Origin of the sequence: Rhodoluna sp. (assembly GCF_049276775.1) — a bacterium.
Taxonomy (GTDB): Bacteria; Actinomycetota; Actinomycetes; order Actinomycetales; family Microbacteriaceae; genus Rhodoluna.
In genome coordinates, this window is record NZ_JBASXC010000076.1 from 1 (window position 1) to 25,591 (window position 25,591).

The window sequence follows — 25,591 nt, forward strand, 5'->3', positions numbered from 1 at the left end:
GGCGAGGCCGCCATATTGAAACCAAACGCCGAGGAACTTGCCTCCGCCGTAAAGCGCTCACTTCTAACAAATGGAGACGTCATCGAAGCAGCACGTGAGCTTTGCGCTCACGGTGTTGAGTGTGTGCTTGCCTCCCTTGGATCCGATGGCATGTTGGCCGTCACTAAATCCAGAGCCTGGGGAACAAGAACCACTCCTGTGAAGGTCATCAACACCGTTGGTGCCGGCGACGCGACCCTTGCTGGGTTCTTGGCAGCAATCGTCAAAAACCCCCTAACCGAGGGCCATGAGGATATAAGCGTTGGATTTAACGTTCCAGTTGGCGCGATGGCTGCAGTTCAGTGGGGTGCCGTCAAGGTATCTCAGCCAACTAGTGGTTTAGAAAACATTGACAACTTACCCGAGGTATTTTTGACTGAGGAAGCAGACCTCACCGCATCGCTCAAGGAACCAGCTATTTACAAGGAGAACTAAATGCCAGTAGCCTCACCGGATGCCTATCTTGAAATGCTCGACCGAGCCAAGTCTTCAGGCTTTGCATACCCAGCAATCAACGTCTCTTCTTCTTCAACCGCTATCGCCGCTCTTCAGGGTCTTCAAGAAGCTGGCTCGGATGGCATCCTGCAGGTTTCTACCGGTGGAGCTGAGTATTGGTCAGGTTCAACAGTAAAGTCAATGGCTATCGGGGCTCAGGCAATGGCGGCTTTTGTTCGTGAAGCAGCCAAGGGATACGGAGTGACCGTAGCACTTCACACCGACCACTGCGCCAAGCATCAGCTCGATGGATTCGTCCGACCTCTTCTCGAGGTTTCGGCTGAGCTCATCAGATCTGGTCAAGACGCACTCTTCAATTCACACATGTGGGACGGCTCAGCTGTACCCCTAGGAGAAAACCTAGAGATAGCTAAAGAGCTACTTGCAAAAACTAAAGCAGTCGGTTCAATTTTGGAAGTTGAGATTGGCGTTGTTGGTGGCGAGGAAGACGGAGTCGAGGGTGGAATGGGTGAACATCTTTTCACAACGGTCGAAGACGGAATCGCAACAGCCGAGGCTCTGGGTCTGGGAGAAAACGGCCGCTACCTAACGGCCCTCACGTTCGGAAACGTTCACGGTAGCTATAAGCCAGGAAGTGTAAAACTCAGACCAGAACTACTGGACGAGATTCAGCAAGCGGTCGGAAAAAAGTACTCCAAGAACTTACCGTTTGACCTGGTATTCCACGGTGGGTCGGGTTCTACCGCTAAAGAAATTGCGGACGCCGTGAGCTTTGGTGTGATCAAGATGAACATCGATACCGACACCCAGTACGCATTCAGTCGCGCAATCGCAGGTCACATGTTCCAGAACTATGATGGCGTTCTAAAAGTAGACGGCGAAGTTGGCAACAAGAAAACTTATGACCCTAGAGTCTGGGGCAAACTAGCCGAGGCCTCCATGGCAGCCCGGGTTATTGAAGCTGCTAACCAGCTTGGTTCTGCGGGTAAGTCACCAAAGGCCTAGATTGCACGAACCGTTTTACGATAACGGGACCCCTAGATACACGGGTAAATACAAGGACGGGCAAATGCACGGCTCTTGGAAGTTTTTCAGAAAAGACGGCTCGCTGATGCGGGCCGGAAAATTCCATCTTGGTAAACAAATTGGGATATGGACAACTTACGACCGAAGCGGTCATCCGCTCAAAGAGACTGACTTCGGGCCCTAAGACCGCTTGACCTTATTGCTGGTGTCTTGGCCAGCGCTTTTTAGATCCTTGCGAAGCTCCTTGGGGAGAGAGAACTGTACGTCTTCTTCGGCAGTTGTGATTTCAGTTGGTCCCCCGTAGCCCTTGGCCTCTAGGTAGGCAAGAACCTCGTCGACGAGTTCTTCTGGGGCGGATGCTCCGGAGGTGACTCCGACGGTTTCGACTCCTTCAAACCACTGCTCTTGAATCTCACTTGCGTAATCGATGCGGTAGGCAGCTTTGGCTCCAGCTTCCAGAGCTACCTCGACAAGGCGCACTGTGTTTGAGGAGTTTGCGGATCCAACCACGAGTACAAGGTCGGATTCAGATCCGACTTTCTTGATTGCAACCTGACGGTTCTGAGTTGCGTAGCAAATGTCATCGCTTGGAGGATTCTGGAGTGTTGGGAATTTCTCACGAAGCTTTAGGACTGTCTCCATTGTCTCGTCGACAGAAAGGGTGGTCTGAGAAAGCCAGATGACTTTCTTTGGGTCTTTGACTGTTGCGTTTGCAACACCGTCTGCTCCATCAATTAGCTGAACGTGATCCGGAGCTTCGCCGGCCGTGCCTTCAACTTCCTCGTGGCCCTCGTGGCCGATAAGCAAAATGTCGTACTCTTCCTGGGCAAATCGCTGAACCTCGCGGTGCACTTTTGTGACCAGTGGGCAGGTCGCGTCAATAGTGTTCAAGCCCCTAGCCTCAGATGCCTTGACTACCGCAGGAGAAACTCCGTGAGCTGAAAAAACCAGAACTGAGCCCTCGGGTACTTCGTCTACCTCGTTGACAAAAATTGCTCCGCGCTTTTCAAGGCCGGTCACAACGTGCTTGTTGTGGACAATTTCTTTGCGGACATAGACCGGAGCACCGTAGTGATCGAGGGCCTTCTCCACGGCAATAACCGCGCGGTCAACACCTGCGCAGTATCCTCTTGGGGCGGCCAGAAGCACGCGCCGCTGGGCGGTATTGTTTAGTTGGGTCACCCTTCAAGTGTACGAGAGATAATCAGCCCTCCCTAAGGAATAGCCATGTCGGAGAATCAAGCACCAGATTCCTCTGATTCTCGGGTCTCCAGCGAACAAACCCCCTGGTCGGTGGCCAATTTCACTAACACTCTCAAGGAGTGGATAACCCGGCTGGGCAACGTTTGGGTAGAAGGTCAAATATCTCAAATTAGCCCCAAGAAGGACGTGTTCTTTGGCGAGTTGCGGGATCTGGTAGCCGATAAAGGATTCTCCATCCACTCCCGCAGGCCAGATGTTTTGGCTGCAGTCAGCGAACTCTCAGCTGGTGATCGCGTCGTTGCGCTTGTTCACCCGGATTTCTGGGAACGCTCCGGTAAAACCAGCATGGATGTTCTCGCAATTAGAAAAGTAGGCCTTGGTGAATTACTGGAGCGCATCGAAAGATTGCGCCAGCAATTGGTCAAAGAGGGGCTAACTCTTGCCGAGCGAAAACAACCGCTTCCTTTCTTGCCAAACCTTATTGGCCTAATTACCGGGGCCAACAGTGACGCCGAAAAAGATGTCTTGCAAAACTCCAAGCTTCGCTGGCCCGAGGTTCGCTTCCGGGTTCAGCATTGTCCCGTGCAGGGCGATAAGGCCGGACCAGAAATCATCAAGGCAATTGAGCTCCTGGATTCCGACCCTGAGGTGGATGTGATTATTTTGGCTCGAGGCGGCGGAAGCTTCCAGGACTTACTTGTTTTCTCAGATGAGAAAGTTGTTCGCGCGGTTGCTAACTGTAAGACGCCGGTTGTAAGCGCCATCGGGCATGAGAATGATAGACCGCTAACCGATGAGGTTGCCGACCTTCGAGCATCAACGCCAACTGATGCCGCAAAGCGAGTCGTTCCCGACGTAGTTGAAGAGCGAAAGAAAATTTCTCAGGCCCTGGAGCGAATCGGGCTAAGGGTGACAGGGTTCCTTCAAAATCAAATCGAATTAATTTCGGGGATTAGATCACGACCGATTCTTGCAAACCCCTTCACCCTGGTCGACGAGCGTTCTCTGCAGATTTCTCAACTTAGACAGTCGCTGTTTACTCAGGCGAAAAATACCCTTGAAAAACAAACTCTTCAGGTCTCGGGCTTGAGAGGTCAGGTAAGGGCCCTTTCGCCGAAGCTGACTCTGGACCGCGGCTACGCCGTAATTCGGGATCTCGAGGGCCACGTTCTTACTGAGCCAAAGCAAGTCAAGTCTGGTCAGAAGATCAAAATCACCCTGGCCGGGGGCGATCTTGGGGCTACCGCAGATTGAAAGTAGGCTTAACGCATAATGAGTGAAAACAACAAAGACGTGGCAACCATGAGCTACGAGCAGGCCCGTGACGAGCTGATCAAGGTAGTGGCCGAGCTCGAAACTGGCTCTGTGACCCTGGAGGCATCCATGAAGCTTTGGGAACGGGGCGAGGCTTTAGCTGATAAGTGCGAGCAGTGGCTCTCCGGAGCTAGGGCCCAGCTTGAAAAAGCTGCCAAGTCGAAAAAGAGTTCGGCCGAATGAGCGATGCCGCGGCAAAGCGCCGGGCTCGTCAGACTCTAATCAATCTCCTACTTTCTCTAGTGGCATCAGTTGGTGTCATGGTGCTTTTGGTTCTTGCGGTGCCTCGCGATGATTCAAATCGAATCCAGCCGGTTGATTACCAGGCCGTTGCAGTTGAGGCCGCCAAGGAGGCGCCTGGGAAAATTTTGGTTCCGGTTTTACCGGTCGACTGGTACGCCAACGCCGCCCGCTATCGATCTTCGGCACTCGATGGAGTGTCTAACTGGTATGCCGGTTTTGTTGGTCCAAACAGTGAATTCATTGCAATGACTCAGGGTTTTGAAGTAAACACAACCTGGATGCAGCTCATGCTTGAATCAAATAAGCAAACTGGCGAGGTTGTGTTGCAGGGTGAGAATTGGAAAATTTACGAGAACCTGAGACAAAACACTCCAAGAAAGTCCAAGGACTACATGATGGTGTTGGATTATCAGGGAAACGCAGTATTTGTTTACGGGGTCGCACCAATTCAGCAGCTTGAGGACTTTGCTTCACAGCTAACTTTGTTAATTGAGAAATAGCAGTTTGTCCCTCACTCCAACTCAGGCTTACCAAAGGCTCCTTGAGGGTAACGAAAGGTTTATTCAGGGCTCTTTTTCGGGCCCCAGGCAGAGCATTCAACACCAGAGCGACTTAGCGGCAACCCAACACCCCTTCGCCGCGTTGTTTGGTTGCTCTGACTCCAGACTCGCCGCAGAGATTATTTTTGACGTCGGTCTAGGTGAGCTTTTTGTGGTGAGAAATGCCGGTCAAGTGATGTCAACCATTTCCCTGGGATCGCTCGAGTACAGCGTGGAAGTGCTAAATGTTCCGCTGATTGTAGTTTTAGGCCACGATAGTTGTGGCGCTATCCAGGCAACTATCGCCTCCTTCGACGGCAACCTGGTGACCGAGGGCGAATTTATCCAAGACCTCGTGCGGCGCATTCAACCAACCGTTGAGGCTGCCAAAGTAGCGGGTACCGACTCAATTGATGAGATTACCGCCCTGCACATAAAAGCCACCGTCCAGGAGCTGATTAGCCGCTCCAAACTGATCGATAGCGCTGTCAGAAGCGGTAAATTAGCTGTTGTGGGAGCAACTTACCAACTGTCTCTTGGCAAGGTGACGCCGCTCGTCACCGTCGGAAATATCAACTAAGGCCCTCAAGAAAGGCTCGATTCTCGTGGAATACCGAATTGAACATGACACCATGGGCGAAGTTAAAGTCCCCAAGAATGCTCTCTACGCAGCTCAAACACAAAGAGCGGTCGAGAACTTTCCGATCTCCGGTACAACTCTCGAGCGTGCCCACATCTCAGCTCTAGCGGAAATCAAAAAGGCGGCGGCTCTTGCAAATGCGGAGCTAGGTGTCCTCGACAAAGATATTTCAAATGCAATTGCAAAAGCTGCCGACGAGGTAATCGGTGGAGATCTTTATGAGCACTTCCCGGTTGATGTTTATCAGACCGGCTCGGGAACTTCCTCGAACATGAATATGAACGAGGTGTTAGCAACTCTCGCAACCAAGCACCTCGGTAAGCCGGTTCACCCTAACGACCACGTAAATGCCTCGCAGTCTTCAAACGATGTATTCCCAACTTCAGTGCACCTTGCGGTGACCTCTGCTTTGATTAATGACCTAATTCCTTCGCTTGACTACTTGGCTAAAAAACTTGAAACAAAAGCAAAAACCTGGTCCGAAGTTGTCAAGGCCGGGCGCACTCACCTAATGGATGCCACCCCGGTCACCCTGGGTCAAGAATTTGGTGGCTACGCAGCACAGATTCGATACGGCATAGAAAGAATCGAATCATCAATTGGCAGAGTTGCCGAAGTTCCACTCGGTGGCACAGCAGTTGGAACTGGGATCAATACCCCTAAGGGTTTCCCTCAAGCTGTGATCAAGCTTCTTGCCAAGCAAACCAAACTTCCAATCACTGAGGCCCGCGATCACTTTGAAGCCCAGGGGGCAAGGGATGGCCTGGTTGAGGCCTCCGGCGCCCTACGGGTGCTCGCGGTTAGCCTGACAAAGATTAACAATGACCTTCGCTGGATGGGGTCTGGCCCAAACGCTGGCCTCGGTGAACTGTCAATTCCTGATCTACAGCCGGGCTCGTCGATTATGCCCGGCAAGGTCAACCCGGTAATTCCGGAGGCCGTCTTGATGGTTTGCGCAAGGGTAATAGGCAACGATCAAACCGTAGCCTGGGCTGGTTCAACTGGAAACTTTGAACTCAACGTGGCAATCCCAGTTATGGGAAACGCCTTACTTGAATCAATTCGGCTACTTTCAAACTCCTCTAGGGTGTTGGCGGATAAGACCGTCGAGGGACTTGAGGTCAACGTTGAGCGAGCCAGGGCCCTTGCCGAATCGAGCCCGTCTATTGTGACACCGCTTAATAAAGTCATCGGATATGAGGCAGCTGCCAAGATTGCCAAGCACTCGGTCGCTAACTCCATGACCATCCGTGAAGCGGTCATAGATTTGGGCTTCATTGACCGCGGGGAACTTACCCTAGATCAGCTCGATGCTGCCTTGGATGTTCTGTCTATGACCAGACCACCAAAGTAACTGCTCCGAAAAAACCCGCCAACAAATAGGGTCCAAGTGGCATTGAACCGCCGAGCTTAATCTTTTTCAAAATAAGCAGCCCTGAGGCCACTAGCCCACCAATCAAAAAGCTGAGGCCAAGAGCAACCATTGGAAGAAGTGGCGAGTACCAGCCGAGGGCTATTGCCATAACACTCATTAGCTTCACGTCCCCCATACCGAGAAGTCCCGCCCGGTTGATGAGAAGCGCAAGAATGAAAGTCACAACACCTGCAGTAAATGCCCAAAGCATATTTATAAATCCAGCCCCAAAAAGCCCCGCCAATAATTGACCAGCCCAGGTAATTGGAAACGCAGGCAGGACATACTTATTGGGTAAGCGCCGCTGGGTGATGTCGGTCTTGGCTAAGGGCCAGGCTACAAGCACCAGATAGCCAAGACCGAGTGCCGAAAACAACGAGGAGAGATTTTCAAACACCTCGTCAGGTTATTGACCTTGACTCGGGGATAGCGAAAGTTATCCCCAGCTCACCTAGCGATCCAGTAGTTCAGTCACCAAGGCTGCGATAGCGCTTCTTTCAGAACGACTCAGTGTGACGTGGGCAAACAGCGACTGACCCTTTAGGGTCTCGATTACCGAAGCTATGCCGTCGTGCCTTCCAACTCGCAGGTTATCGCGCTGGGCAACGTCGTGGGTTAGCACAACCCTCGAATTCTGTCCGATTCTGGAAAGCACGGTGAGTAGCACGTTTCGCTCGAGAGACTGTGCCTCGTCGACGATTACGAAGCTGTCGTGAAGAGAGCGGCCCCGAATGTGGGTAAGAGGCAGTACCTCCAGCAAGCCCCGGTCTTGAATGTGTTCGATAACCTCTTTGGAGACCAGGGCGCTCAGGGTGTCAAAAATAGCCTGGCCCCAGGGGTTCATCTTTTCCGCCTCTGTGCCCGGCAGGTAGCCAAGCTCCTGCCCACCAACCGCATAGAGGGGTCTAAAGACCATGATCTTCTTGTGCTGCCGGCGCTCAACTACAGACTCAAGAGCCGCGCACAAGGCCAGGGCAGACTTTCCTGTTCCGGCACGACCTCCCATCGATACGATTCCAATTTCCTGATCGAGAAGAAAGTCAATCGCCAATCGTTGCTCCGCTGATCTGCCGTGCACTCCAAAGACCTCGCGGTCACCTCTAACGAGCTTTACCTGCTTATCGGATGTGACTCGGCCAAGAGCGTGTCCACGCTCTGAGGAAATTACCAGTCCGCTGTTTACTGGGAGCTCGAGAGCATCCGGATGAGAAATCATTTCGTTGTCGTACAGTTCAGCCATCTGATCGGCGTTTAGAGCAAGTTCTGAAATACCACTCCATCCCGACTGAACGGCTAGCTCATTTAGGTATTCCTCAGAGCGCATGCCAAGGCTCGCGGCTTTGACACGCATTGGTAAGTCCTTTGAGACAACCGTGACCTTGAAACCCTCGTTGGATAGGTTCATGGCTACCGATAAAATTCTGGAGTCGTTATCGCCGAGCTGGAAGCCGGTTGGCAGAACCGACTGGTCGCTGTGGTTTAGCTCAACCCTCAGGGTTCCTTTTTCACCAACCTCGATTGGGAAATCCAATCGCTGGTGCTTCTGGCGAAGATCATCGAGGTGGCGAAGGGCAACCCTTGCGAAATACCCGATTTCAGGGTCGTGACGTTTTTTCTCAAGTTCATTTATTACCACGATTGGAATGACGACTTCATGTTCCTCGAACCGGAACATCGCCTTCGGGTCTGACAGAAGCACTGAGGTATCAAGCACAAAGGTTCTCACCGCCTGGTCTTTTTTGCTTTGGTTCTTGAGCGGGGAAGCGGCTTCTGCTTTAGGCAATTAGTCCTCCATAGATTCAGGCTTAGCTTTAAGGTAAAGCCAGAATGCCTATGGAGCTGATAGCAACACGCCCGAATACGGGTGCGCCCTAGGCGCCAAACCTGCGATGCCTTCGGGCAAAGGCTCTGATGGCGCGGAGGAAATCAACCCTTCGGAAATCCGGCCAGAGGGCTTCTTCGAAGTAAAGTTCAGAGTTGCTTGACTGCCAAAGTAAGAACCCACTCAGTCGCTGTTCCCCCGAAGTTCTGATGATCAAGTCTGGGTCTGGCTGATCGGAGGTGTAAAGATGCTTGGCTATAAGCTCAGGGGTTAGAGACTCAGCGAGCTTCACAAGATCAGCCCCGTGGCTTATTGAGTCGCGAACGATAGATCTCATCGCGTCGGTGATCTCCTGTCGACCGCCGTACCCGATAGCTAGATTCACTTGAGCCCCGGCGGTGTCCTTTGAGGCTAGTTCACTCTGCTCGAGAACTTCTAAAAATTCAGTTGGCAGCGAGCTCCTGTCACCAACCAGTCGAAGCTTCCAGTTGCCGCGACGGACCATCTCTTTCGCGAGTCCAGTCAGAATTACCAACAAATCCTTAAGCTCTTCCGAGTCGCGCTTTCTGAGGTTCTCCGTTGAAAGCAAGTAAAGGGTGACCACCGGTACCTTGAGGCCGTCGCACCAGGATAGAAAGTCAAAGATCTTTTGCGCTCCGGCAACGTGACCGGTTTTTGCTTTAGAGCCGTTTTTCTTATCCGCCCAGCGCCTATTTCCATCGAGCATTACCGCTATGTGCTGTGGGATATTTGCCTTGTCGAGCTGCTGCTCAAGACGAGTCTCATAGAGTCGATAAACCAGATTGCGCACCAAATAAGATTACCGCTCGAAAACCAAACTAGGCTGGCATCATGTCTAACGATCGAACCTCGGACACCCCAATTCACCTTCCGCTGTCCCAGTTAGCTGGTGAGGTGGAGCCAGAGACCAGGCCCACTTGGCGCGGTTGGATACACACCGGCGTGCTACCGATAGCTATCGCCGGCGGCATAGTCCTCGTGGTGCTAGCCGATGGCCTGGTTGCCAAGATTGCCGCGGCGGTATTTTTCGCAGGCTCCGTTCTGCTGTTTGGAACCAGTGCTATCTACCACCGCTTCAACTGGGGGGTTAGGGCCAAGCTGGCCCTAAAGAGAGTCGATCACGCCAATATCTTTTTGCTAATTGCCGGAAGCTATACGCCAATTACTCTGCTCGCACTTCCCCAGGAGAAGGGGCTGTTGCTAATTGTCGCAATCTGGACGGTAGCGCTTTTGGGAATTGGCTTCCGAGTTTTCTGGATCGGAGCCCCGCGTTGGCTTTATGTTTTGACGTATATCGCAATGGGTTGGGCGGCGGTTGTTTACTTACCGGAACTTTTGGATGCCAACCTTGCGATGATGCTACTTATCTTGATAGGCGGACTGCTCTACACACTTGGCGGAATCGTCTATGCGATGAAAAAACCAAACCCGGTTCCGGGTCACTTTGGTTTTCACGAAATTTTTCACAGCTTCACAGTGCTAGCTTTTTTGTGCCACTGGACAGCTGTGTTGCTTATTTCTCTAAGCCCGGTTTCGGGCTCCTTTGCCTAAAAACTAACGCTGAGGTTTTTCAGGTGGGGCTGGGCGCTCGGGCTTAGCTCTAGGCTCTTCGGGTGAGTCTTTGAGACTCTGCTCTAGTTGCTCAAGATCAAGCTTCTCTGAAATCTCTGCACGGTATCTAACTCGTCTTACCCGTCTGACTAGGTCAATAATGAGTAACACCGCAGCTCCGCCCATGCTGAAAGTCGCTATAAAACCGACCACACCTGGGCTGTACCAGGTATCGTCAATAATTACTTCGCCCGGGGCGCCAGTCTCGGAGAGTAGGGTCAAAAGGTTCATACTCCAAGTATGAACTACGTTTGTCGGTTAACCTTAACGGGTGAGCGAAAATCTCTTACAACAACGCTATGGCGTAGGTAGAAACAAAAAGCGCGACCGGGCCTTTGCCATAACAGTCGGGGCTTTGGCTCTGGTGAGCTTTTTGGTATGGGCAATTTTATTTACGGTGGATAACGCCAATCGGACCTCCACACGAGATGTTGGATTCACCGTAATTGACGAATTTTCAACAGAAGTTGTATTCGAGGTTTCTAGAACCCCGGGCAAGGCCGTGGTTTGTGATGTTCAGGTGCTGAGCCAAAGCTTTGCAGTGGTTGGCCTAAAAAGCCTTCCCGTGGCCCCGTCAGCGGGCCGTTCAGTAGTTATTTCAACCACTGTCATCACAACCGAGCTTGGAACTTCGGGCTTGGTTGCCGGCTGTCGTTGAAATAGGCTTGTGGGATTATGTCTGAAATGCACGAAGCCAGCTGGCTCACCCCGGAAGCCTACGACCGGCTTGCCGAGGAATTAGAGACCTTAATCAACGTCGGCCGTGCTGACATTGCAAAGCGCATTCAAGAGGCTCGAGAAGAGGGTGACCTCAAAGAAAACGGTGGTTATCACGCGGCCAAAGAGGAGCAGGGCAAGATTGAAGCCCGGATCAATCGCATTGAGCAAATTCTTTCAACGGCTCAGGTTGGTGACGCCCCAAAGGCCCACGGGGTTGTTGAGCAGGGACTTGTAATTACCGTTAACCTAAACGGTACTGAGAAGAAGTTTTTGCTCGGAAGTGCCGAGATTAGCGATGACAGCGTTGAGGTTTACTCTCCAGACTCACCAATAGGAAGTGCCATCCTTGGTAAAAAAGTTGGAGATGATCTTGAGGTGTTCTTACCCAACGGTAAGGCGATCAAGGTAAAGATTCTTGGCGTAGCTAACGCCTAATCCTCGCGGGCCTTCTCGAGTCGTGGTCTTAGACCAGCTTTTTCCAAAGCCTTAACAACTTCGAGTCTGTGCTCGTGACCGCTGGTTTCGACCGACAAGTTCAATTCCACCTCACTAATCTGAAGACCGTTACCGTGCCTGGTATGAAGAACCTCAACAACGTTAGCGTGAGCCCCAGCAATAACCTCTGCAGTGAGCGCAAGCTGTCCAGGGCGATCCGGGAGCATCACCGAGAAGTTTGTGTACCGATCGGAAGCGGATAGTCCGTGGCGGATAACTCTCTGCAACAAAAGCGGATCCATGTTTCCACCCGACAAAATAGCGATGGTCTTACCCTTGGCTTTTGCCTTGCCGCTTAGAAGCGCGGCAACTGCAACCGCACCAGCCGGCTCAACGACCTGTTTCGCTCTCTCAAGCAAAACCAAAATAGCCTTAGCGATGTCATTCTCAGAAACTGTGACGACTTTGTCAATGTACTTCTTGATCAGTTCAAATGGAACTCGACCGGGTTTTGCAACGGCTATACCGTCGGCAATCGTGGGGCTCGCTGTAACTTCGGTTAGCTTCCCAGTTTTCATTGACACGGCATAAGGGGCAACATTTTCTGCCTGAACTCCGATTATGCGGATTTTCTTTCCACGAGCTTCCGCGGTCAGCTTTGCCGCTACCGCCACTCCTGCGGCCAAACCTCCGCCACCTATTGCCACAACAATTGTCGAAACATCCGGGTGTTGATCCATAATCTCAACGCCAACGGTTCCCTGGCCAAGAACAACATCGATGTGATCGAAAGGGGGGATAAATATTGCTCCCGAGACTTTGGCTTCTTCTTGAGCTGCCTTTAGGGCCTCGGCAAAGGTGGCTCCAACCAAGACAACTTTTGCGCCATAGTTTCTAGTTGCCGCAACCTTGGGAAGTGATGCTCCGATTGGCATGTAAACAGTTGCCTTGATTCCGAGCTTTTTAGCAGCCAGGGCAACGCCCTGAGCGTGGTTACCAGCCGAAGCTGCGATAACGCCCTTTTTCTTTTCTTCTTTGGTGAGTTTGCTCATTCTGTTGAACGCACCACGCACTTTATAAGCACCGGTGCGCTGCAGGTTCTCACACTTTAACCAAATTTCTTGTCCAACCATCTTGGAAAGGTAGTGAGAGTGAAGAACTGGGGTCTCTGTGGCAACCTGACGAACGTTGGCAAGCGCAGCAGCAAACTCACTAAGCGCAGGAACAACTACCGGTTGCTCGTTAGTCATGAAAAGGCCTTTCGAAAAGATTGCTCAGCCCTCAAGTTTAGTTAGGTATTGACCCTAGAACTTAGTTCCCATTGCCTGAATACGCTCAATACGCTTTGGAATCGGCGGGTGGGTCGAGAAAAGGCGTTCAGTGAAGCCCGGCTTAATGGGGTCGTTGAGGAACATGTGGGCCATTGAGGCGCTGACCTTCTTCATGGGTCGGCCGTACTCACCGAGCTTGTTCAGGGCACTAGCGAGGCCATCTGGGTATCTGGTGATCTCAATCCCAGTTGCATCTGCCAAGTATTCTCGCTGCCTGGAAACGGCGGCGCTCACGATTGGGCCAATAAACCAGGCGATCACGCTCGCCACTAGACCGATAATCAGGAACACCGCACCGGCACCGTCTCTCGAACGGTTACCGCCCGCAAAAAATGCCGCCCGGATTGCAAAATCAGCCAGGATGCCCACGGCGCTAACCAACCCAAACACAATGGTTGCCACTCGGATGTCATAGTTTCTAATGTGAGCCAGCTCGTGGGCCATGACTCCCTCGAGTTCGTTATCCTCCATGATAACCAGCAGTCCAGTTGTGGCAGCCACAAGTGCGTGTTCCGGGTCGCGCCCAGCGGCAAAAGCATTTGGGGCTGGATCGTTGATGATGTAAACCTTTGGCATTGGAATGCCTTCTGCAATCGAAAGGTTTTCTACGATTCGCCAGAGCCTTGGATTATCCGACTGCTGAATCTCCACAGCGCCGGTCATTCCGATTGCAATCTTTCCCGCCATGTAGTACTGGAAAATTGTGTAGATCAAAACGAAGCCGACAATTAAAAGAGCTGATGAGCCATTTCCCGAAGCTGTTCCCCACCAGATTGAAAGACCGCTAAGCAAGGCAACAAAAAGCAACACGATGATGATTGTGTTACGCTTATTGGCAGCTATCGCTGAGTACATCTACTGGATAGCCCTGTCGACTAGAAGCTAGCCTTAGGTGGCTCTGCGATACTCGCTAGATCTGCCACCTCAAAGAATTCCCGCTCTGGAAATCCTAGGGACTTCACAAATAAGTTTTGCGGAAACTGCAACACCTTGACGTTTAGTTCTCTTACTCCGCCGTTGTAGAAACGCCTTGACGCCATGATCTTGTTCTCAGTATCGGTTAGGTCGGCCTGCAGCTGAAGAAAGTTCTGGCTGGCCTGGAGAACCGGATATGCTTCGGCAACAGCGAATAGCGACTTGAGCGCCCCCTGAAGCATGTTCTCTGCGGCACCGGCCTGCTCTGGGTGTGAAAGCGCGTCAGGGGAAACGGTTGCAGCCCTTGCCTTAGTGACCGCTTCGAATACCTGGCGCTCATGGGCCGCGTAGCCCTTCACGGTGTCAATCAAGTTTGGAATGAGATCGGCGCGGCGCTTGAGCTGGACCGTGATGTCGCTCCAAGCCTCATCAACCCTTACGTTTAGTGCAACCAGAGCGTTATAGGTAGACCAAATCCAAAGCCCAATCAAGACAACTAGGCCAATAATTACCAAAAGTGCGATGTCCACTTAATTCCCCTCACAAAAGAACGTCTATGAAAGATGCTAGCCCCAGGAGCCAAGAAATTGGGCCCTAAGGCCTCCCATCACAGGAAACCCGAAGCTAGGACCTGAAACTAGGGGCTGGGAGCAATTGGGGCGAGGCCGGCACGGTCTCGGGTAAGGAGGCATTCAGTGCTTCAAAATCCTCATCTAATAGCTCTACATCCACAGCGCTCAGGCAATCCAATACCGATTCGACCCTGGTCGCACCCGGGATTGGAATGATCGAAGGAGAAAGTTTCAAGTGCCAGGCAATTGCGGTGGCGTATGGCGAAATGCCGTACTTTTGCCCAATCTGCTCAAACATCCCAACTTTTCCTGAGGTGACTTCGGACTTATTTGTCGAACCTCCAAGCGGTGACCATGGCAAAAATGCCAAGCCGTGCTTTTCGCACAACTCAAGCACATCTAGCTCGTGGCGGTAGCGAGGACTCAATTCGTTCTGAACGGAAACTACTCCACCTTGGTCGGCAGTTCCACCTAATTTGATCGCAATCTCAAGCTGTTTGGCGTTGTAGTTGCTAACACCAATTTGTTCAATAAGACCTTGCTGTCTAAGCGTGAGCACGTTTTCGAACTGTGTTTCAAATTCAAGTGTTGGGTCAAGCCTGTGGTGTTGCCAAAGCTGAATCTTGTCCACTCCCAGTCTCGCAGCTGAGGCTTCGGCTGCTCGAAGGAAGTAATCCATTGATCCGTTTCTTCCCCAAACTTCACCGGGGCGACGAGCAATTCCTCCCTTGGTTGCGATGACAATTTTTTCCTTTTGCTCTTTAGTTCCACTCCAAGTCGCAAGTGCTTCTGCAACAAATTTCTCGTTGTGTCCGATGGAGTTCCAAGTTGGAGCATAAATATCTGCCGTGTCAATAAATGTGATTCCGGCATCCATTGCCGCGTGAAGGCCGGGTATAGCCGATTCGGCTCGACTCTTTGGCTCAAGCGCCGAACCTCCTGGCCAAGACTGATTCATACAACCGATTCCGATTGTGGATAGCTGCCAGGGTCCTAGTTTTCGGGTCTTCATTCGATTCCCATCTTTTTTTGATTGGCTTCCATTGTGCCCCCGATGGGACTCGAACCCATACTGTGACGATTTTAAGTCGTCTGCCTCTGCCATTGGGCTACGGGGGCCACAATCATCAGAAGCTATCTCTTAGCTCTGGAGGCCCAGGTTTCGAATGCTAATCGAGGTTCCTTCACAGCGTCGATTGAGACGACGTCACGACGGAAAAGGGCGTTTGAGACCCAACCACTGAATACACGAATCTTTCTTTCCCACATCGGCATTGCGAGTCCGTGGTAGCCACGGTGCATAATCCAGGCTGGGAAGCCCGTGATTGCGATGTTTCGGAACTGAAAAACGCCAACACCAATTCCCAAGCCGGCAACCGCTCCAAGGTTCTTGTGGTGGTAGTCCTTGAGTCCCTCTCCTCGCAGAGCGGCAACCAAGTTTTTAGCCATGAGCTTGCCCTGGCGCACAGCGTGCTGGGCGTTAGGAACGCAGTATCCACCGACACCGTCTCCGGAAAGATCTGGAACAGCTGATACGTCTCCGCAGGTCCAAGCTCCCTCCAGTACCTCTTCTCCGTCTACAACCCGAAGTGAGGCATTTGCAGTGATGCGGCCGCGCTCATCGGTTGGAAGATCAGTGTGCTTCGAGACCGGGTTTGCCATAACACCGGCTGTCCAAACAATCGTGTCAGCGGCAAATTTTTCACCGGTCGAAAGCTCCACAATTCCGTCATCCGCAGAAACTAGCTGGGTGCTGAGGTGAACCTTGGCGTTTCGCCTCTCAAGATTTTTAATTACCCAGTGGCTGGTCTTTAGTGAGACCTCGGGCATAATCCGCTCCATGGCTTCGATTAGGTGGAAGTTTACGTCTTCAAATTTCAAAGTTGGGTAGTAGCGCAGTAGGTAAGTTGCTAGCGAAAGCATCTCTGCAAAAGCCTCAATTCCGGCAAAGCCTCCTCCAACAACGACGAAGCTTAGGAGTCTCTGGCGCTCGGGACCCTCGGGTAGGTTTGCCGCCTTGTCGAAGTTTGTGAGAATCCGGTGACGAACCTCGATAGCTTCTTCGATGGTCTTCATTCCGATAGCTACTTCGGCAACTCCTGGAATTGGGAAAGTTCTCGAAACCGCACCGGCGGTTACGACTACGTGGTCATACTCGCGTTCGTAGGGAGCAAGGCCTGGAACTTCAATTGTTACCTTTTTGTTTTTGTGACCAACATGAGACACCCGTCCGGTAATAATCTCGGTGCGAGATAGGTGACGTCGGTGTGAAACCACCGCGTGCCTTGGCTCGATTGAGCCAGCGGCAACTTCTGGAAGAAAAGGCTGGTAAGTCATGTAGGGAAGAGGGTCGATCATGGTGACCTCTGCCTCGTTTTTCCGCAGGTACTTCTCGAGTTTTCTGGCGGTGTAAAAACCGGCGTATCCGCCGCCGACGATGAGGATTCTAGGCATTGGTCTAATTCACTACTTCCGCTTATCGCTGGTTGTGCCCCTGGCTTTTGGCCTGAAGACTAGGTATAAGAATGTGGCTAAAAGCCCAACACCAGCATACCCAGCCAAAGGTAGCCACACGTTCGGGATTAGGCTTTCGGATTGGACAATTTCGACCACCGGGGACTCTATCGGGGTAATGATTTCCCCAGGAGCGAGTTCAACAGGTGCTCCCTCCCGGTAAAGGCTAATCCACTCGAATAATGACCCGAGGGGGTTTTCTAAAATCGGGTCGGGATCAATTGTAAGAGCCCTCTCAGCGTCGATTAGCCCATAGCCGTAGGAGGTCGAATAGGTTTCAAATCCAACCTTCACAGCAGATTCAATTACGCGGTTGACCACGTTAGCCGCATCTAATTCCGGATATAGGGATCTGATCAGTGCAACCATTCCGGAAACTATCGGGGCCGCTCCGCTAGTTCCCGACCAGATTCTATATTCGCCTCCCGGGTAAGCGGCCACTAATTCCTCTGCTGGAGCAGTCACTGCAATGGTGAAACCGCTGGTTGAAGATAGTGCACTAGCTTGAGCATTTTTATCTACCCCGGCAACTGCAATTACTCCAGGGATTGTTGCCGGTGCTGAAACTTGCTCGGTCCCATCCACTCGATTTCCAACCGCGGCAACTATGACAACATCGTTTTCAAATGCGTAACCGAAAGCCTCATCCCAAGACTTCGGCCACGAAACAGAATTTCTGGTCAACGATAAGTTGATCACACGCGCGCCGTTATCAACTGCCCAGATAATCCCCCTCGCAATTTGATCGTCGGTGTCTAGACCTGCAACACCAAAGGCCATCGAGACAGAAAGTAGCTGCGCCTTCGGCGCAGTTCCCAAAATTCCTGCTGATTCATCTTCGGGGTCTCCCCTCCCTGCAAGTAAGGAAGCCACCATCGTGCCGTGATAGCTGTTTTGACCAACCGGGGTAAGTCCATCGCTTGACCCAAGACCGGATACGTCTATTCCCCCAACCACAGCACCCTCTAATGAGGGATGAGTGGCATCAATCCCAGTGTCGATTACGGCTACCCTAATTCCCTCGCCGCGGCTAAGTTGCCAGGCTTTGGTGAAACCAAAATCGTTCAGCCAGTACTGTCGATCCCTGATCGGATCGGCTGCTGCCGAGGTAGCTACCGAAAGGGTGAAAAGTGCAACCAGAGCGGAGGCAACTATTTTTCGCATACGCACCGATCTAATGACCAACTGCACTTTTCAAGAGCTAGGTCGCCAATCGGGTTGACACCCTCTCCCTTAGCGAGCGAATGAGCAACCAGCGAATGCAAGCACTTGACCCTGGTGGGCATTCCTCCAGCAGAAATTCCCTCAATTTCCTCAACATCACCAAGCAGAGCTCGATCCTCGAGATAGCTCTGATGAGCTCTCTTGTAAGCGGAAGCTAGTTCAGGTTCCTCGGTAAGTCTGTTTTGTAGGTCCATCATCAGACCCGATGTCTCAAGGGTTGAAACCGCTGATGTTGCAGCTGGAAGAGTTAGGTAATACACAGTTGGAAAGGGAGTGCCGTCCTCGAGTCTCGGAGCGGTTTGAACCACTACCGGATTACCACAAACACACCTAGCAGCTATTGCGATTATGTCTCGAGCTGGCCTGCCGAGTTGATTAGATACCGAAGCGATGTCTTTCTCGGTGACCTTAGTTAGTGGCACTGTCTATTTCCTGATTGGGTTCTTCCAGGCCTGCCCGAAGCGCTGACTCCAAAAAGGCATCTACCCAGTTTCCCTTATTGGCTAACACCTCCGCGCTGAATCCACTCCGCTTCCGCTTTTCGGCGAGCATCGCCCCAACTGTTCCTGAGGTGTCGGAGACATCAATACCTTCGGCGTCCATCACTAGGAAGCTGACTTCGCCGGGCATCACGAAATAGAGACGATCTCTGGCCTGCGCTCGAATATAAACTTCGTCTTCCCAGCGCAGACGCTCGGCCTCCATATCCTCAAGTTCTAATTTAGCTTGAGCAACCAGTGCCTGGTAGTCGGAAATTTCCTGACGCTGCTCGTACCAAATTTGAAAGCTCGGAGCCAGAGTGAAAATGCCGATGAGAATTACGGACAGTAAGGCCAGAGTGTAGCTGTTTAGCCGACCGGTAATTCTCATTATCTATTCCTAGTGGAAGTTTTTGAACGCCTTGGCTCCGGGGTAGTAAGCCGCGTCAGCGAGTTCTTCCTCGATGCGAAGCAGCTGGTTGTATTTGGCGACTCGCTCGCTTCTGGCTGGAGCTCCGGTCTTGATTTGACCCGCATTTGTAGCAACCGCTAGGTCAGCAATGAAAGTGTCTTCTGTCTCACCCGAGCGGTGCGAGATGATGGCGGTCATTCCGTTTGATTGGGCCATGGAGACCGCATCCAGGGTCTCAGTTAGGGTACCGATTTGGTTGACCTTCACAAGAATGCTGTTGGCAGTTCCCTTATCGATTCCGGTAGAAAGGCGGCTTGGGTTGGTTACAAACAGGTCATCGCCAACCAATTGAACTTTCTTGCCAAGCTTTGCCGTCATTGCCGCCCAGCCATCCCAATCGTTCTCGTCCAGTGGATCCTCGATTGACACCAATGGAAACGAGTTCACCAAGTCCTCGTAGTAAGCAATCATTTCATCGGAACTGCGGGCCTTGCCCTCGAAGTGGTACTTACCGTCTTTGTAAAACTCGGTGGCTGCAACATCAAGAGCCAGGGCAATGTCGTCACCAACTTTGTATCCAGCTTTTTCAATAGCTTCAGAGATTAACTCGAGAGCCGCACGGTTGGTTGGAAGATCAGGAGCAAAGCCACCTTCATCACCAAGACCGGTTGAAAGTTTCTTTGACTGGAGCAAGGCTTTCAAGGAGTGATAAACCTCGGCACCCCAACGAACTGCCTCTGAGAAAGTTGGAGCTCCAACTGGAACAATCATGAACTCCTGTATGTCAACGCCGTTGTCCGCGTGTGCTCCTCCGTTGACAATGTTCATCAGAGGAACAGGAAGAGTGTGAGCATTGGGGCCACCAAGGTATCGGTAAAGCGGAAGGCCCGAACTGTCGGCAGCGGCCTTGGCAACTGCGAGTGAGACCCCAAGGATTGCGTTGGCCCCAAGGTTTGACTTGTTGTCGGTTCCGTCCAGTGTAATTAGGGCGGAATCGATCAATCTCTGATCGGTTGCGTCGAAATCGACCAGGGTCTCGTCAATCTCACCGATGACTTTGAGCACCGCTTGCTGAACACCTTTGCCTAGGTAGCGCTTTTTGTCTCCATCCCTGGACTCGTGAGCTTCAAAGGCACCGGTTGATGCGCCCGAAGGTACCGCGGCACGACCGAAGGAATCGTCGTCAAGCAATACTTCAACTTCGATGGTTGGGTTTCCTCGGGAGTCCAGGATTTCCCTAGCGCCGATGGCTTCAATAAGTGACAAGTTGTTTCTCCTTTTGGAAGTTGTGTTAGCGGCCAATTAGCCAATTCAAGAAACGTCGTCGTTAGCTCTACATCCCTAGTTTAGTTTGAGAGGGCATAGCACTAGCTAATTGGCTTGATGTTTAGCCCTTTCAAGCCCGATTCAGGCTCTTCTAGCACCGCAAAATGCTTAAACCCTTGGGTATTGAGCGTTTCAAGCACTAAATTCAATTTCTTGGGCTTTGGCTCAAGCCTTACCGAGTATCCAGCGGCGATTGCCTCAGCCTGAACCAAAAGAGCGCCATCGAAATTATCTGCATCAAAAATTAGTACCAGAAGTTTTTCTCCCGTGCTACTTGCGGCAACCAGCTCAGCAACTCTTTCGAAACCGATTGAGATTCCAACTGCCGGTGTTGCGGTACCCAACCACTTACCGACCATGCCGTCGTATCTACCACCGCCACCAATTGAGACACCCGATGCCGGGTGCTCAATTTCAAAAATGGCCCCGGTGTAGTAACCCATGCCACGAACCAGTGTTGGATCAAACCGGAGCGCACCGGGGTGTAAAGACTCAACTGAACTAAACAGTTCCTTGAGCTCTTTAGGAACCGGCAGATCACTGGAGAGTGAATTCAGCCAGTCGGCGGTTGCTTGAGAAACTTTGTCGCCGAAGCGCTCCTTCATTTCTTCTTCGACGCCACCGATTCCCACCTTGTCAAGCTTGTCGATTGTGACCATGGCCTTGGCTTGATCAGAATCGGACAAACCCAATGCCTTGATACTCAGAGTTAGAAGCTGTCGGTGATTCACTCGAACCTTTGCCTCGGTGATTCCGATTGCCTTTAGGGCATTCATGCTTGCGTTCAGAAGCTCGACTTCCGCTATTACTGATTCGTCTCCGATGATATCGATATCGCACTGAACAAACTGCCGGTATCGACCTTTTTGCGGGCGCTCTGCACGCCATACCGGCCCAACCTGGATAGCCTTGAAAACTTTCGGTAGTTTTGCGTGATTGGTTGCGTAGTAGCGAGTCAATGGAACGGTTAGGTCGTAGCGAAGACCGAGGTCTGCTAGATCGTCTGGGTTCTGACCAATTGCCTGTTCTAGATCTTCGCCGCGCTTTAGAACTTTGAAGGCGAGCTTTTCGTTGTCCCCTCCATCGCCCGAGCTCAATCTCTCGATAGCCTCAAGAGCTGGGGTCTCAATTTCCTGGAAACCGTGGGAGGCGTAGCTTCCAACAATTTTCGCAAGCAGTTCGTTTCGGATGGCCTTTTCCTGAGGCAGAAAATCCCGCATACCGCGAGGAGGATTGATTTGCGATGCCATGGGCTCAAGTCTGGCAGAACAAGGGCAAAAAGCCTGGATACCGGTGGGCTCTAAGCCTTACCAATGACTCCGGCGTCAAAATCATCACTTAGCTCGAACGTTCTAATCTCAACTTGTAATTCTCTAAGGGTCTCGCGAAGTGCCCGCTCCGAATCCAGCCCCTGCTGCTTCGCCGAGAGCACTAGGGCCAGGAGTAATCCACCCAGCTGCTCCTCGTTGGCAAGCTCAAAAGCTGGCTTCGCCTCTGAATCCAAGACTCCAAGTTTTTGAGCTTTCCCAATTACCTTGTCGGCTAAAAGTAGGGCCGGTAGAGAGCTCGGAATTCCATCCAGTACGCTCTGGCGTTCTGGCTTTTCCTTCATCTTGTGAGCGTCCCAACTTTGCATTACATCGTCGCCAGTTTCAGCTTTGAACTTCTCAAGCTCTTCTTTTGATCCAAAGACGTGGGGGTGCCTGCCCTTCATCTTTACAATTGAAAGTTCCGCTACATCCTGAATGTTAAATGGCTCCCCCAGAGAGCCCGACTCGGCTAGATCAGAGTTGAATACAACGTGGTATAAAACATCGCCCAGTTCCTCTAGGACTTGCTGGCGGTCATTGGACTCGATGGCTTCTATCAGCTCGTAGGTTTCTTCAATCAAGTACTTGGTAAGTGACTGATGAGTCTGTTCAGCGTCCCACGGGCAACCGCCTGGAGCTCGAAGCTGACGCGCGGTTTCAATGAGCTCATCTATTTTTGTCATTTACTTCTCTTCCTCTTGAAGGTTGTCAATCACTTCGAAAACTGCTCTTGTAAATTCAACCAGGTCCCTGCCAGACACGGTCTCGCCATTAGGTGCCATAGGAATAGGAACTTGAAGCGATTTGGCTGATTGCAAATACTTTAGCCCGAGATACTCCCTACTTAGCTTCACCTGCTCGGACTCGGTGAGATCAACCGGTGTGAATCGCGCGACACCAGTTAGAAGGTTGACATCCTTTAGGCCCACTCGGTTCGCAATCTGGCGAAGCTCGGTGACCTCAATCAGGTTTCGTACCTGCTCTGGCGCAATTCCGTAGCGATCTTCCAGTTCGGCCAAAATAGCATCTAGGTTTTCTCGGGTGCTTGACTGGCCCGAGGCGGCACTTAACTTGTGATAGGCCTCGAGCCTGAGTCGCTCAGAGTCTAGGTAGGTGTCTGGGATGTGAGCATCGATTGGAATTTCAAGCTTTAGTTCTGCAGGAGTATCAAGCTTTATGCCCTTGAATTCGGAAACCGCTTCACCGATCATCCGCAGATACAAATCAAATCCAACACCAGCGATGTGTCCAGATTGCTCTCCGCCGAGCATGTTGCCGGCTCCCCGAATCTCAAGGTCCTTCAGCGCAACCTGGATGCCGGCGCCCAGCTCATTATTCTGGGCTATGGTAGCTAATCGGTCGTGTGAGGTTTCGCTTAGCGGCTTTGCCGGGTCATAGAAGAAGTAGGCGTAGGCACGCTCTCTGCTCCTTCCCACTCGACCGCGAATCTGATGCAGCTGGGACAATCCGAAGTGTTCAGCTCGATCAATAATCAATGTGTTGGCGTTTGGAATATCGATTCCAGTTTCGATGATGGTGGTTGAAACTAGCACGTCAAACTTCTTCTCCCAGAAATCGACCACCACTTGCTCGAGAGCGGCCTCAGGCATCTGTCCATGAGCAACCGCAATCCGCGCCTCCGGAACCAGCTTGGCTATATCGTTCGCAGTTTTTTCGATTGTCGCCACTCGGTTGTGAACAAAGAAGACTTGACCCTCGCGAATTAGTTCTCGCCTGATAGCCGCCGCAACCTGCTTCTCGCTGTAACCACCGATGAAGGTCAGAATGGGGTGACGGTCTTCTGGCGGCGTGGCCAGAGTGGACATCTCTCTAATCCCAGTGATTGCCATCTCGAGGGTTCTTGGAATTGGAGTTGCGCTCATCGCAAGAATGTCAACGTTGGTTTTTATTGCCTTGAGCTTTTCCTTGTGCTCAACCCCGAAGCGCTGCTCTTCATCAATGATGATGAGGCCGAGATTTCTAAATTTAACGTTGTCAGAAAGTATTCGGTGGGTGCCAATCACTAGATCCACCCCACCGTTTGCAAGTCCTGCGATGGTTTCCCTGACCTCCTTAGCCGTTTGAAAACGAGAAAGGGATTTTACGTTCACGGGAAAACCTGCGAAGCGCTCAAGAAAAGTGTCGGTGTGCTGGCGCACAAGCAAAGTCGTTGGCACCAGCATCGCAACCTGCTTGCCGTCCTGAATAGCTTTGAATGCGGCACGAATCGCCACCTCAGTTTTGCCGTATCCCACGTCACCGGCCAGAAGCCTGTCCATCGGAATTGGCTTTTCCATGTCACGCTTTACCTCGTCTATGGTGGTGAGCTGATCGGGCGTTTCTTGGAAAGGAAAGGCTTCTTCGAGCTCGTGCTGCCATGGAGTATCCGATGCAAACGGATAGCCCTTTGAATTCATGCGTGCCGAGTAAAGCTTGACCAAATCGATGGCTATCTTGCGAACTGCCTTACGAGCATTGCCTTTAGCCCTAGACCAATCTGAACCACCCAGCTTGGAAATAACCGGCGCTTCTCCGCCGATATATCTGGTCAGCATATCCAGCTGATCGGTGGGAACAAACAGGGTGTCCTCTGGGTAGCCTCGTTTGGGAGGCGCGTACTCAATTAGCAAATACTCTCGCTGATGTTGCCTGGCTCCGATACCACTGGTTCGCTGAACCAGTTCCTTAAATCTTCCAATTCCGTGGATTTCATGAACCACGTAGTCGCCCGATTTGAGAGTCAGTGGGTCAACCGCAGCTCCCCTCTTGACAGCAAGCTTTCGAACCTGAGGCGAGGTGTAGCTGCCTCTCGAGTAATACTCGGTGTTAGTTAACAGGGTGAGCTTGGAGTCCTCCGAGACAAAACCTTTCTTAATTGGAGCTTGTATCAAATAAACCGTTTTTGGTTTAGGGCTTTCCGGAATTTCCACAACTAAATCAGCCTGCAGGCGACCTTGAATAAAAACCTCTCTGAGTCTCTCGGCCGTGCCGTGACCCTCAGCGGAAACCACCACCAGGTGCTTTTGCTCAAGCTGGGCCGCCACCCACTCCAAAGCGGTTGAGTCCACACCCTTAAAATTCGGAACCTCAAGAATGCCCAGGTTTACAACCTCGGGACTGTCTTGGCCAAAGGGAGAAAGAGTCACGAACTGAAAGCTTTGAAGCTTTGAGCTAAAGGTTGCAAAATCAATGAACCCACCGCCTGATAAGTCAATCGGTGCCGATGCTCCATCCATTGCGGCATCCCAGGCTGCGTGTAAAAATTCCTCGTTAGTTTCAACAAGGCTTGCCGCCCTGGCGGCGGCCTTTTCTGGTGAAAGCAACATGACGCTCAATTGCTTCGGAAGGTAGTCAAAGATTGAAACCATTTTGTCTGCCAGCGCCGGAGCCAGTGACTCCATCCCCTCAACCGGCATTCCCTGCGCTATCTTCTCGAGCATCGTTGAAAGGTTTGGAAACTCGTGCATCATTTCTCTTGCCTTGGATGCAACGGCTGGAGTAATAATTAGTTCCCGGGCTGGATAAAGGGTCAGTGAATCAAGCTTGATCTCTGAAGATCTTTGATCCGAAACGGTGAACTCTCGAATCTCCTCTAGTTCATCGCCAAAGAACTCGAGCCTGACAGCATGCTCTCTGGTCGTCGGAAAAATATCCAGAATTCCACCACGAACCGCAAACTCGCCCCGCCTGGAGACCATGTCCACCCGCTGGTAGGCCTGCTCAACAAGTTTTAGGGAGAGCTCCGGGAGCAGGTAGTCCTTTCCCCGGGTTAGGACAAGCGGTGGAAACTTTTCCAATCCGGCAACAATCGGCTGCAGCGCCGCCCGGATTGAGATTAGGACGTAGACCTGGTTTATAGCTGGTTGCTCCGCAAGCTCTCTAAGGCGCGCAAGGGTTTGATACCTTCGCCCAACCACTTCGGCACTGGGGCTCAATCTTTCGTGAGGAAGAGTCTCCCATGAGGGGAAGAGCAAAATTTCGGCGTCGGGGTCTAGAAAAGCGAGCTCCTGCTCAATGTCCTCCGC

The 25,591-nt window shown here is 51.8% G+C and carries 27 protein-coding genes and 1 tRNA gene; 10 read left to right on the forward strand and 18 right to left on the reverse strand.

The window, feature by feature from the left end; genetic code table 11:
- On the forward strand, positions 1 to 474 hold a 474-nt coding region (locus tag WAO31_RS04865; protein ID WP_509590942.1), incomplete at its 5' end, for a PfkB family carbohydrate kinase.
- Positions 475 to 1,500, forward strand: coding sequence for a class II fructose-bisphosphate aldolase (gene fbaA / locus WAO31_RS04870; protein WP_509590944.1), 1,026 nt, complete (start codon positions 475 to 477; stop codon positions 1,498 to 1,500). It begins immediately after the preceding gene.
- Between the two features lie 201 nt (positions 1,501 to 1,701).
- Here fbaA and WAO31_RS04875 read toward each other — a convergent pair whose 3' ends face one another.
- The gene (locus WAO31_RS04875; protein ID WP_509590946.1) at positions 1,702 to 2,703 is read right to left on the reverse strand and encodes a 4-hydroxy-3-methylbut-2-enyl diphosphate reductase; all 1,002 of its coding nucleotides are present in this window, start codon (positions 2,701 to 2,703) and stop codon (positions 1,702 to 1,704) included.
- Between the two features lie 45 nt (positions 2,704 to 2,748).
- On the opposite strand from WAO31_RS04875, the gene xseA reads away from it, so the two are divergent.
- Genes xseA through WAO31_RS04900 form a run of 5 tightly spaced genes read left to right on the forward strand, consistent with a single transcriptional unit; the run spans position 2,749 to position 6,814 of the window.
- Positions 2,749 to 3,978, forward strand: a complete 1,230-nt coding sequence (xseA, locus tag WAO31_RS04880; RefSeq protein WP_509590948.1) for an exodeoxyribonuclease VII large subunit — start codon at positions 2,749 to 2,751, stop codon at positions 3,976 to 3,978.
- Between the two features lie 18 nt (positions 3,979 to 3,996).
- Positions 3,997 to 4,221: an exodeoxyribonuclease VII small subunit gene (locus tag WAO31_RS04885; RefSeq protein WP_509590951.1), complete on the forward strand. Its 225-nt coding sequence runs from the start codon at positions 3,997 to 3,999 to the stop codon at positions 4,219 to 4,221.
- Positions 4,218 to 4,781, forward strand: a complete 564-nt coding sequence (locus WAO31_RS04890) for a DUF4245 family protein (protein ID WP_509590954.1) — start codon at positions 4,218 to 4,220, stop codon at positions 4,779 to 4,781. The genes WAO31_RS04885 and WAO31_RS04890 overlap by 4 nt, the downstream gene beginning before the upstream one ends.
- Positions 4,771 to 5,400, forward strand: coding sequence for a carbonic anhydrase (locus WAO31_RS04895; RefSeq protein WP_509590957.1), 630 nt, complete (start codon positions 4,771 to 4,773; stop codon positions 5,398 to 5,400). The genes WAO31_RS04890 and WAO31_RS04895 overlap by 11 nt, the downstream gene beginning before the upstream one ends.
- 52 nt (positions 5,401 to 5,452) lie before the next feature.
- Complete coding sequence (locus WAO31_RS04900; protein WP_509590999.1) at positions 5,453 to 6,814, forward strand: class II fumarate hydratase; 1,362 nt, start codon at positions 5,453 to 5,455, stop codon at positions 6,812 to 6,814.
- On the opposite strand, the gene WAO31_RS04905 is transcribed toward WAO31_RS04900, so the two are convergent.
- From WAO31_RS04905 to uppS, 3 genes are all read right to left on the reverse strand, one after another.
- Positions 6,792 to 7,271, reverse strand: coding sequence for a prepilin peptidase (locus tag WAO31_RS04905; protein ID WP_509590960.1), 480 nt, complete (start codon positions 7,269 to 7,271; stop codon positions 6,792 to 6,794). The two genes, WAO31_RS04900 and WAO31_RS04905, sit on opposite strands and share 23 nt — an antisense overlap.
- Before the next feature lie 54 nt (positions 7,272 to 7,325).
- Positions 7,326 to 8,657, reverse strand: a complete 1,332-nt coding sequence (phoH2, locus tag WAO31_RS04910; protein WP_509590962.1) for an RNA 5'-3' helicase PhoH2 — start codon at positions 8,655 to 8,657, stop codon at positions 7,326 to 7,328.
- Positions 8,658 to 8,745: 88 nt separating this feature from the next.
- A complete protein-coding gene (gene uppS / locus WAO31_RS04915) occupies positions 8,746 to 9,507 on the reverse strand; it encodes a polyprenyl diphosphate synthase (RefSeq protein WP_509590964.1) in 762 nt (253 codons plus the stop codon).
- 41 nt (positions 9,508 to 9,548) lie between these two features.
- Between uppS and trhA the strand changes: the two genes are divergently transcribed.
- Entirely contained in the window at positions 9,549 to 10,268 is a 720-nt protein-coding gene (trhA, locus tag WAO31_RS04920) for a PAQR family membrane homeostasis protein TrhA (protein WP_509590966.1), read from the forward strand.
- Between the two features lie 3 nt (positions 10,269 to 10,271).
- Here the strand turns inward: trhA and WAO31_RS04925 are convergent, their stop codons facing one another.
- Positions 10,272 to 10,559, reverse strand: coding sequence for a hypothetical protein (locus WAO31_RS04925; RefSeq protein ID WP_509590969.1), 288 nt, complete (start codon positions 10,557 to 10,559; stop codon positions 10,272 to 10,274).
- A 40-nt stretch (positions 10,560 to 10,599) separates the two neighbouring features.
- Here WAO31_RS04925 and WAO31_RS04930 point away from each other — a divergent pair, with 40 nt between their 5' ends.
- On the forward strand, positions 10,600 to 10,986 hold the full coding sequence (locus WAO31_RS04930; RefSeq protein ID WP_509590971.1) for a DUF4307 domain-containing protein: 387 nt from the start codon (positions 10,600 to 10,602) through the stop codon (positions 10,984 to 10,986).
- Between the two features lie 17 nt (positions 10,987 to 11,003).
- A complete protein-coding gene (greA, locus tag WAO31_RS04935; RefSeq protein WP_509590973.1) occupies positions 11,004 to 11,483 on the forward strand; it encodes a transcription elongation factor GreA in 480 nt (159 codons plus the stop codon).
- Here greA and ilvA read toward each other — a convergent pair.
- From ilvA to mfd, 13 genes are all read right to left on the reverse strand, one after another.
- Positions 11,480 to 12,733: a threonine ammonia-lyase gene (ilvA, locus tag WAO31_RS04940; protein WP_509590975.1), complete on the reverse strand. Its 1,254-nt coding sequence runs from the start codon at positions 12,731 to 12,733 to the stop codon at positions 11,480 to 11,482. The two genes, greA and ilvA, sit on opposite strands and share 4 nt — an antisense overlap.
- Before the next feature lie 54 nt (positions 12,734 to 12,787).
- Entirely contained in the window at positions 12,788 to 13,669 is an 882-nt protein-coding gene (locus WAO31_RS04945; protein WP_509590977.1) for a M48 family metalloprotease, read from the reverse strand.
- A 20-nt stretch (positions 13,670 to 13,689) separates the two neighbouring features.
- A complete protein-coding gene (locus tag WAO31_RS04950) occupies positions 13,690 to 14,253 on the reverse strand; it encodes a LemA family protein (RefSeq protein ID WP_509591002.1) in 564 nt (187 codons plus the stop codon).
- Between the two features lie 100 nt (positions 14,254 to 14,353).
- A complete protein-coding gene (locus WAO31_RS04955) occupies positions 14,354 to 15,313 on the reverse strand; it encodes an aldo/keto reductase (RefSeq protein WP_509590979.1) in 960 nt (319 codons plus the stop codon).
- 34 nt (positions 15,314 to 15,347) lie between these two features.
- Positions 15,348 to 15,420: transfer RNA gene (locus WAO31_RS04960), tRNA-Leu, on the reverse strand.
- 15 nt (positions 15,421 to 15,435) lie between these two features.
- A complete protein-coding gene (locus WAO31_RS04965; protein ID WP_509590981.1) occupies positions 15,436 to 16,755 on the reverse strand; it encodes an NAD(P)/FAD-dependent oxidoreductase in 1,320 nt (439 codons plus the stop codon).
- Between the two features lie 12 nt (positions 16,756 to 16,767).
- Positions 16,768 to 17,979 (reverse strand): S8 family peptidase, encoded by a 1,212-nt coding sequence (locus WAO31_RS04970; protein ID WP_509590984.1) that lies wholly within the window; start codon positions 17,977 to 17,979, stop codon positions 16,768 to 16,770.
- On the reverse strand, positions 17,967 to 18,461 hold the full coding sequence (locus WAO31_RS04975) for a DUF501 domain-containing protein (RefSeq protein ID WP_509590986.1): 495 nt from the start codon (positions 18,459 to 18,461) through the stop codon (positions 17,967 to 17,969). The genes WAO31_RS04970 and WAO31_RS04975 overlap by 13 nt, the downstream gene beginning before the upstream one ends.
- Positions 18,448 to 18,909 carry an FtsB family cell division protein gene (locus WAO31_RS04980; RefSeq protein WP_509590988.1) on the reverse strand — a complete coding sequence of 154 codons (462 nt, stop codon included), beginning with the start codon at positions 18,907 to 18,909 and terminating at the stop codon, positions 18,448 to 18,450. The genes WAO31_RS04975 and WAO31_RS04980 overlap by 14 nt, the downstream gene beginning before the upstream one ends.
- Before the next feature lie 9 nt (positions 18,910 to 18,918).
- Positions 18,919 to 20,196 (reverse strand): phosphopyruvate hydratase, encoded by a 1,278-nt coding sequence (gene eno, locus WAO31_RS04985; protein WP_509590990.1) that lies wholly within the window; start codon positions 20,194 to 20,196, stop codon positions 18,919 to 18,921.
- Between the two features lie 101 nt (positions 20,197 to 20,297).
- Positions 20,298 to 21,506, reverse strand: a complete 1,209-nt coding sequence (hisS, locus tag WAO31_RS04990) for a histidine--tRNA ligase (protein WP_509590993.1) — start codon at positions 21,504 to 21,506, stop codon at positions 20,298 to 20,300.
- Positions 21,507 to 21,556: 50 nt separating this feature from the next.
- Complete coding sequence (locus WAO31_RS04995; RefSeq protein WP_509590995.1) at positions 21,557 to 22,249, reverse strand: nucleoside triphosphate pyrophosphohydrolase; 693 nt, start codon at positions 22,247 to 22,249, stop codon at positions 21,557 to 21,559.
- A partial coding sequence (gene mfd, locus WAO31_RS05000; protein WP_509590997.1) for a transcription-repair coupling factor occupies positions 22,250 to 25,591 on the reverse strand: 3,342 nt, incomplete at its 5' end. It lies immediately after the preceding gene.

What these genes read in the sequence shown, in the direction of transcription:
- ilvA (WP_509590975.1), bottom strand. Translation starts at nt 12,733, where the DNA reads ATGACTAACGAGCAACCGGTAGTTGTTCCTGCGCTTAGTGAGTTTGCT.
- WAO31_RS04970 (WP_509590984.1), bottom strand. Translation starts at nt 17,979, where the DNA reads ATGCGAAAAATAGTTGCCTCCGCTCTGGTTGCACTTTTCACCCTTTCG.
- WAO31_RS04980 (WP_509590988.1), bottom strand. Translation starts at nt 18,909, where the DNA reads ATGAGAATTACCGGTCGGCTAAACAGCTACACTCTGGCCTTACTGTCC.
- xseA (WP_509590948.1), top strand. Translation starts at nt 2,749, where the DNA reads ATGTCGGAGAATCAAGCACCAGATTCCTCTGATTCTCGGGTCTCCAGC.
- fbaA (WP_509590944.1), top strand. Translation starts at nt 475, where the DNA reads ATGCCAGTAGCCTCACCGGATGCCTATCTTGAAATGCTCGACCGAGCC.
- WAO31_RS04890 (WP_509590954.1), top strand. Translation starts at nt 4,218, where the DNA reads ATGAGCGATGCCGCGGCAAAGCGCCGGGCTCGTCAGACTCTAATCAAT.
- trhA (WP_509590966.1), top strand. Translation starts at nt 9,549, where the DNA reads ATGTCTAACGATCGAACCTCGGACACCCCAATTCACCTTCCGCTGTCC.
- WAO31_RS04900 (WP_509590999.1), top strand. Translation starts at nt 5,453, where the DNA reads ATGGGCGAAGTTAAAGTCCCCAAGAATGCTCTCTACGCAGCTCAAACA.
- greA (WP_509590973.1), top strand. Translation starts at nt 11,004, where the DNA reads ATGTCTGAAATGCACGAAGCCAGCTGGCTCACCCCGGAAGCCTACGAC.
- WAO31_RS04995 (WP_509590995.1), bottom strand. Translation starts at nt 22,249, where the DNA reads ATGACAAAAATAGATGAGCTCATTGAAACCGCGCGTCAGCTTCGAGCT.
- WAO31_RS04925 (WP_509590969.1), bottom strand. Translation starts at nt 10,559, where the DNA reads ATGAACCTTTTGACCCTACTCTCCGAGACTGGCGCCCCGGGCGAAGTA.
- hisS (WP_509590993.1), bottom strand. Translation starts at nt 21,506, where the DNA reads ATGGCATCGCAAATCAATCCTCCTCGCGGTATGCGGGATTTTCTGCCT.
- WAO31_RS04955 (WP_509590979.1), bottom strand. Translation starts at nt 15,313, where the DNA reads ATGAAGACCCGAAAACTAGGACCCTGGCAGCTATCCACAATCGGAATC.
- WAO31_RS04885 (WP_509590951.1), top strand. Translation starts at nt 3,997, where the DNA reads ATGAGTGAAAACAACAAAGACGTGGCAACCATGAGCTACGAGCAGGCC.
- WAO31_RS04965 (WP_509590981.1), bottom strand. Translation starts at nt 16,755, where the DNA reads ATGCCTAGAATCCTCATCGTCGGCGGCGGATACGCCGGTTTTTACACC.
- WAO31_RS04945 (WP_509590977.1), bottom strand. Translation starts at nt 13,669, where the DNA reads ATGTACTCAGCGATAGCTGCCAATAAGCGTAACACAATCATCATCGTG.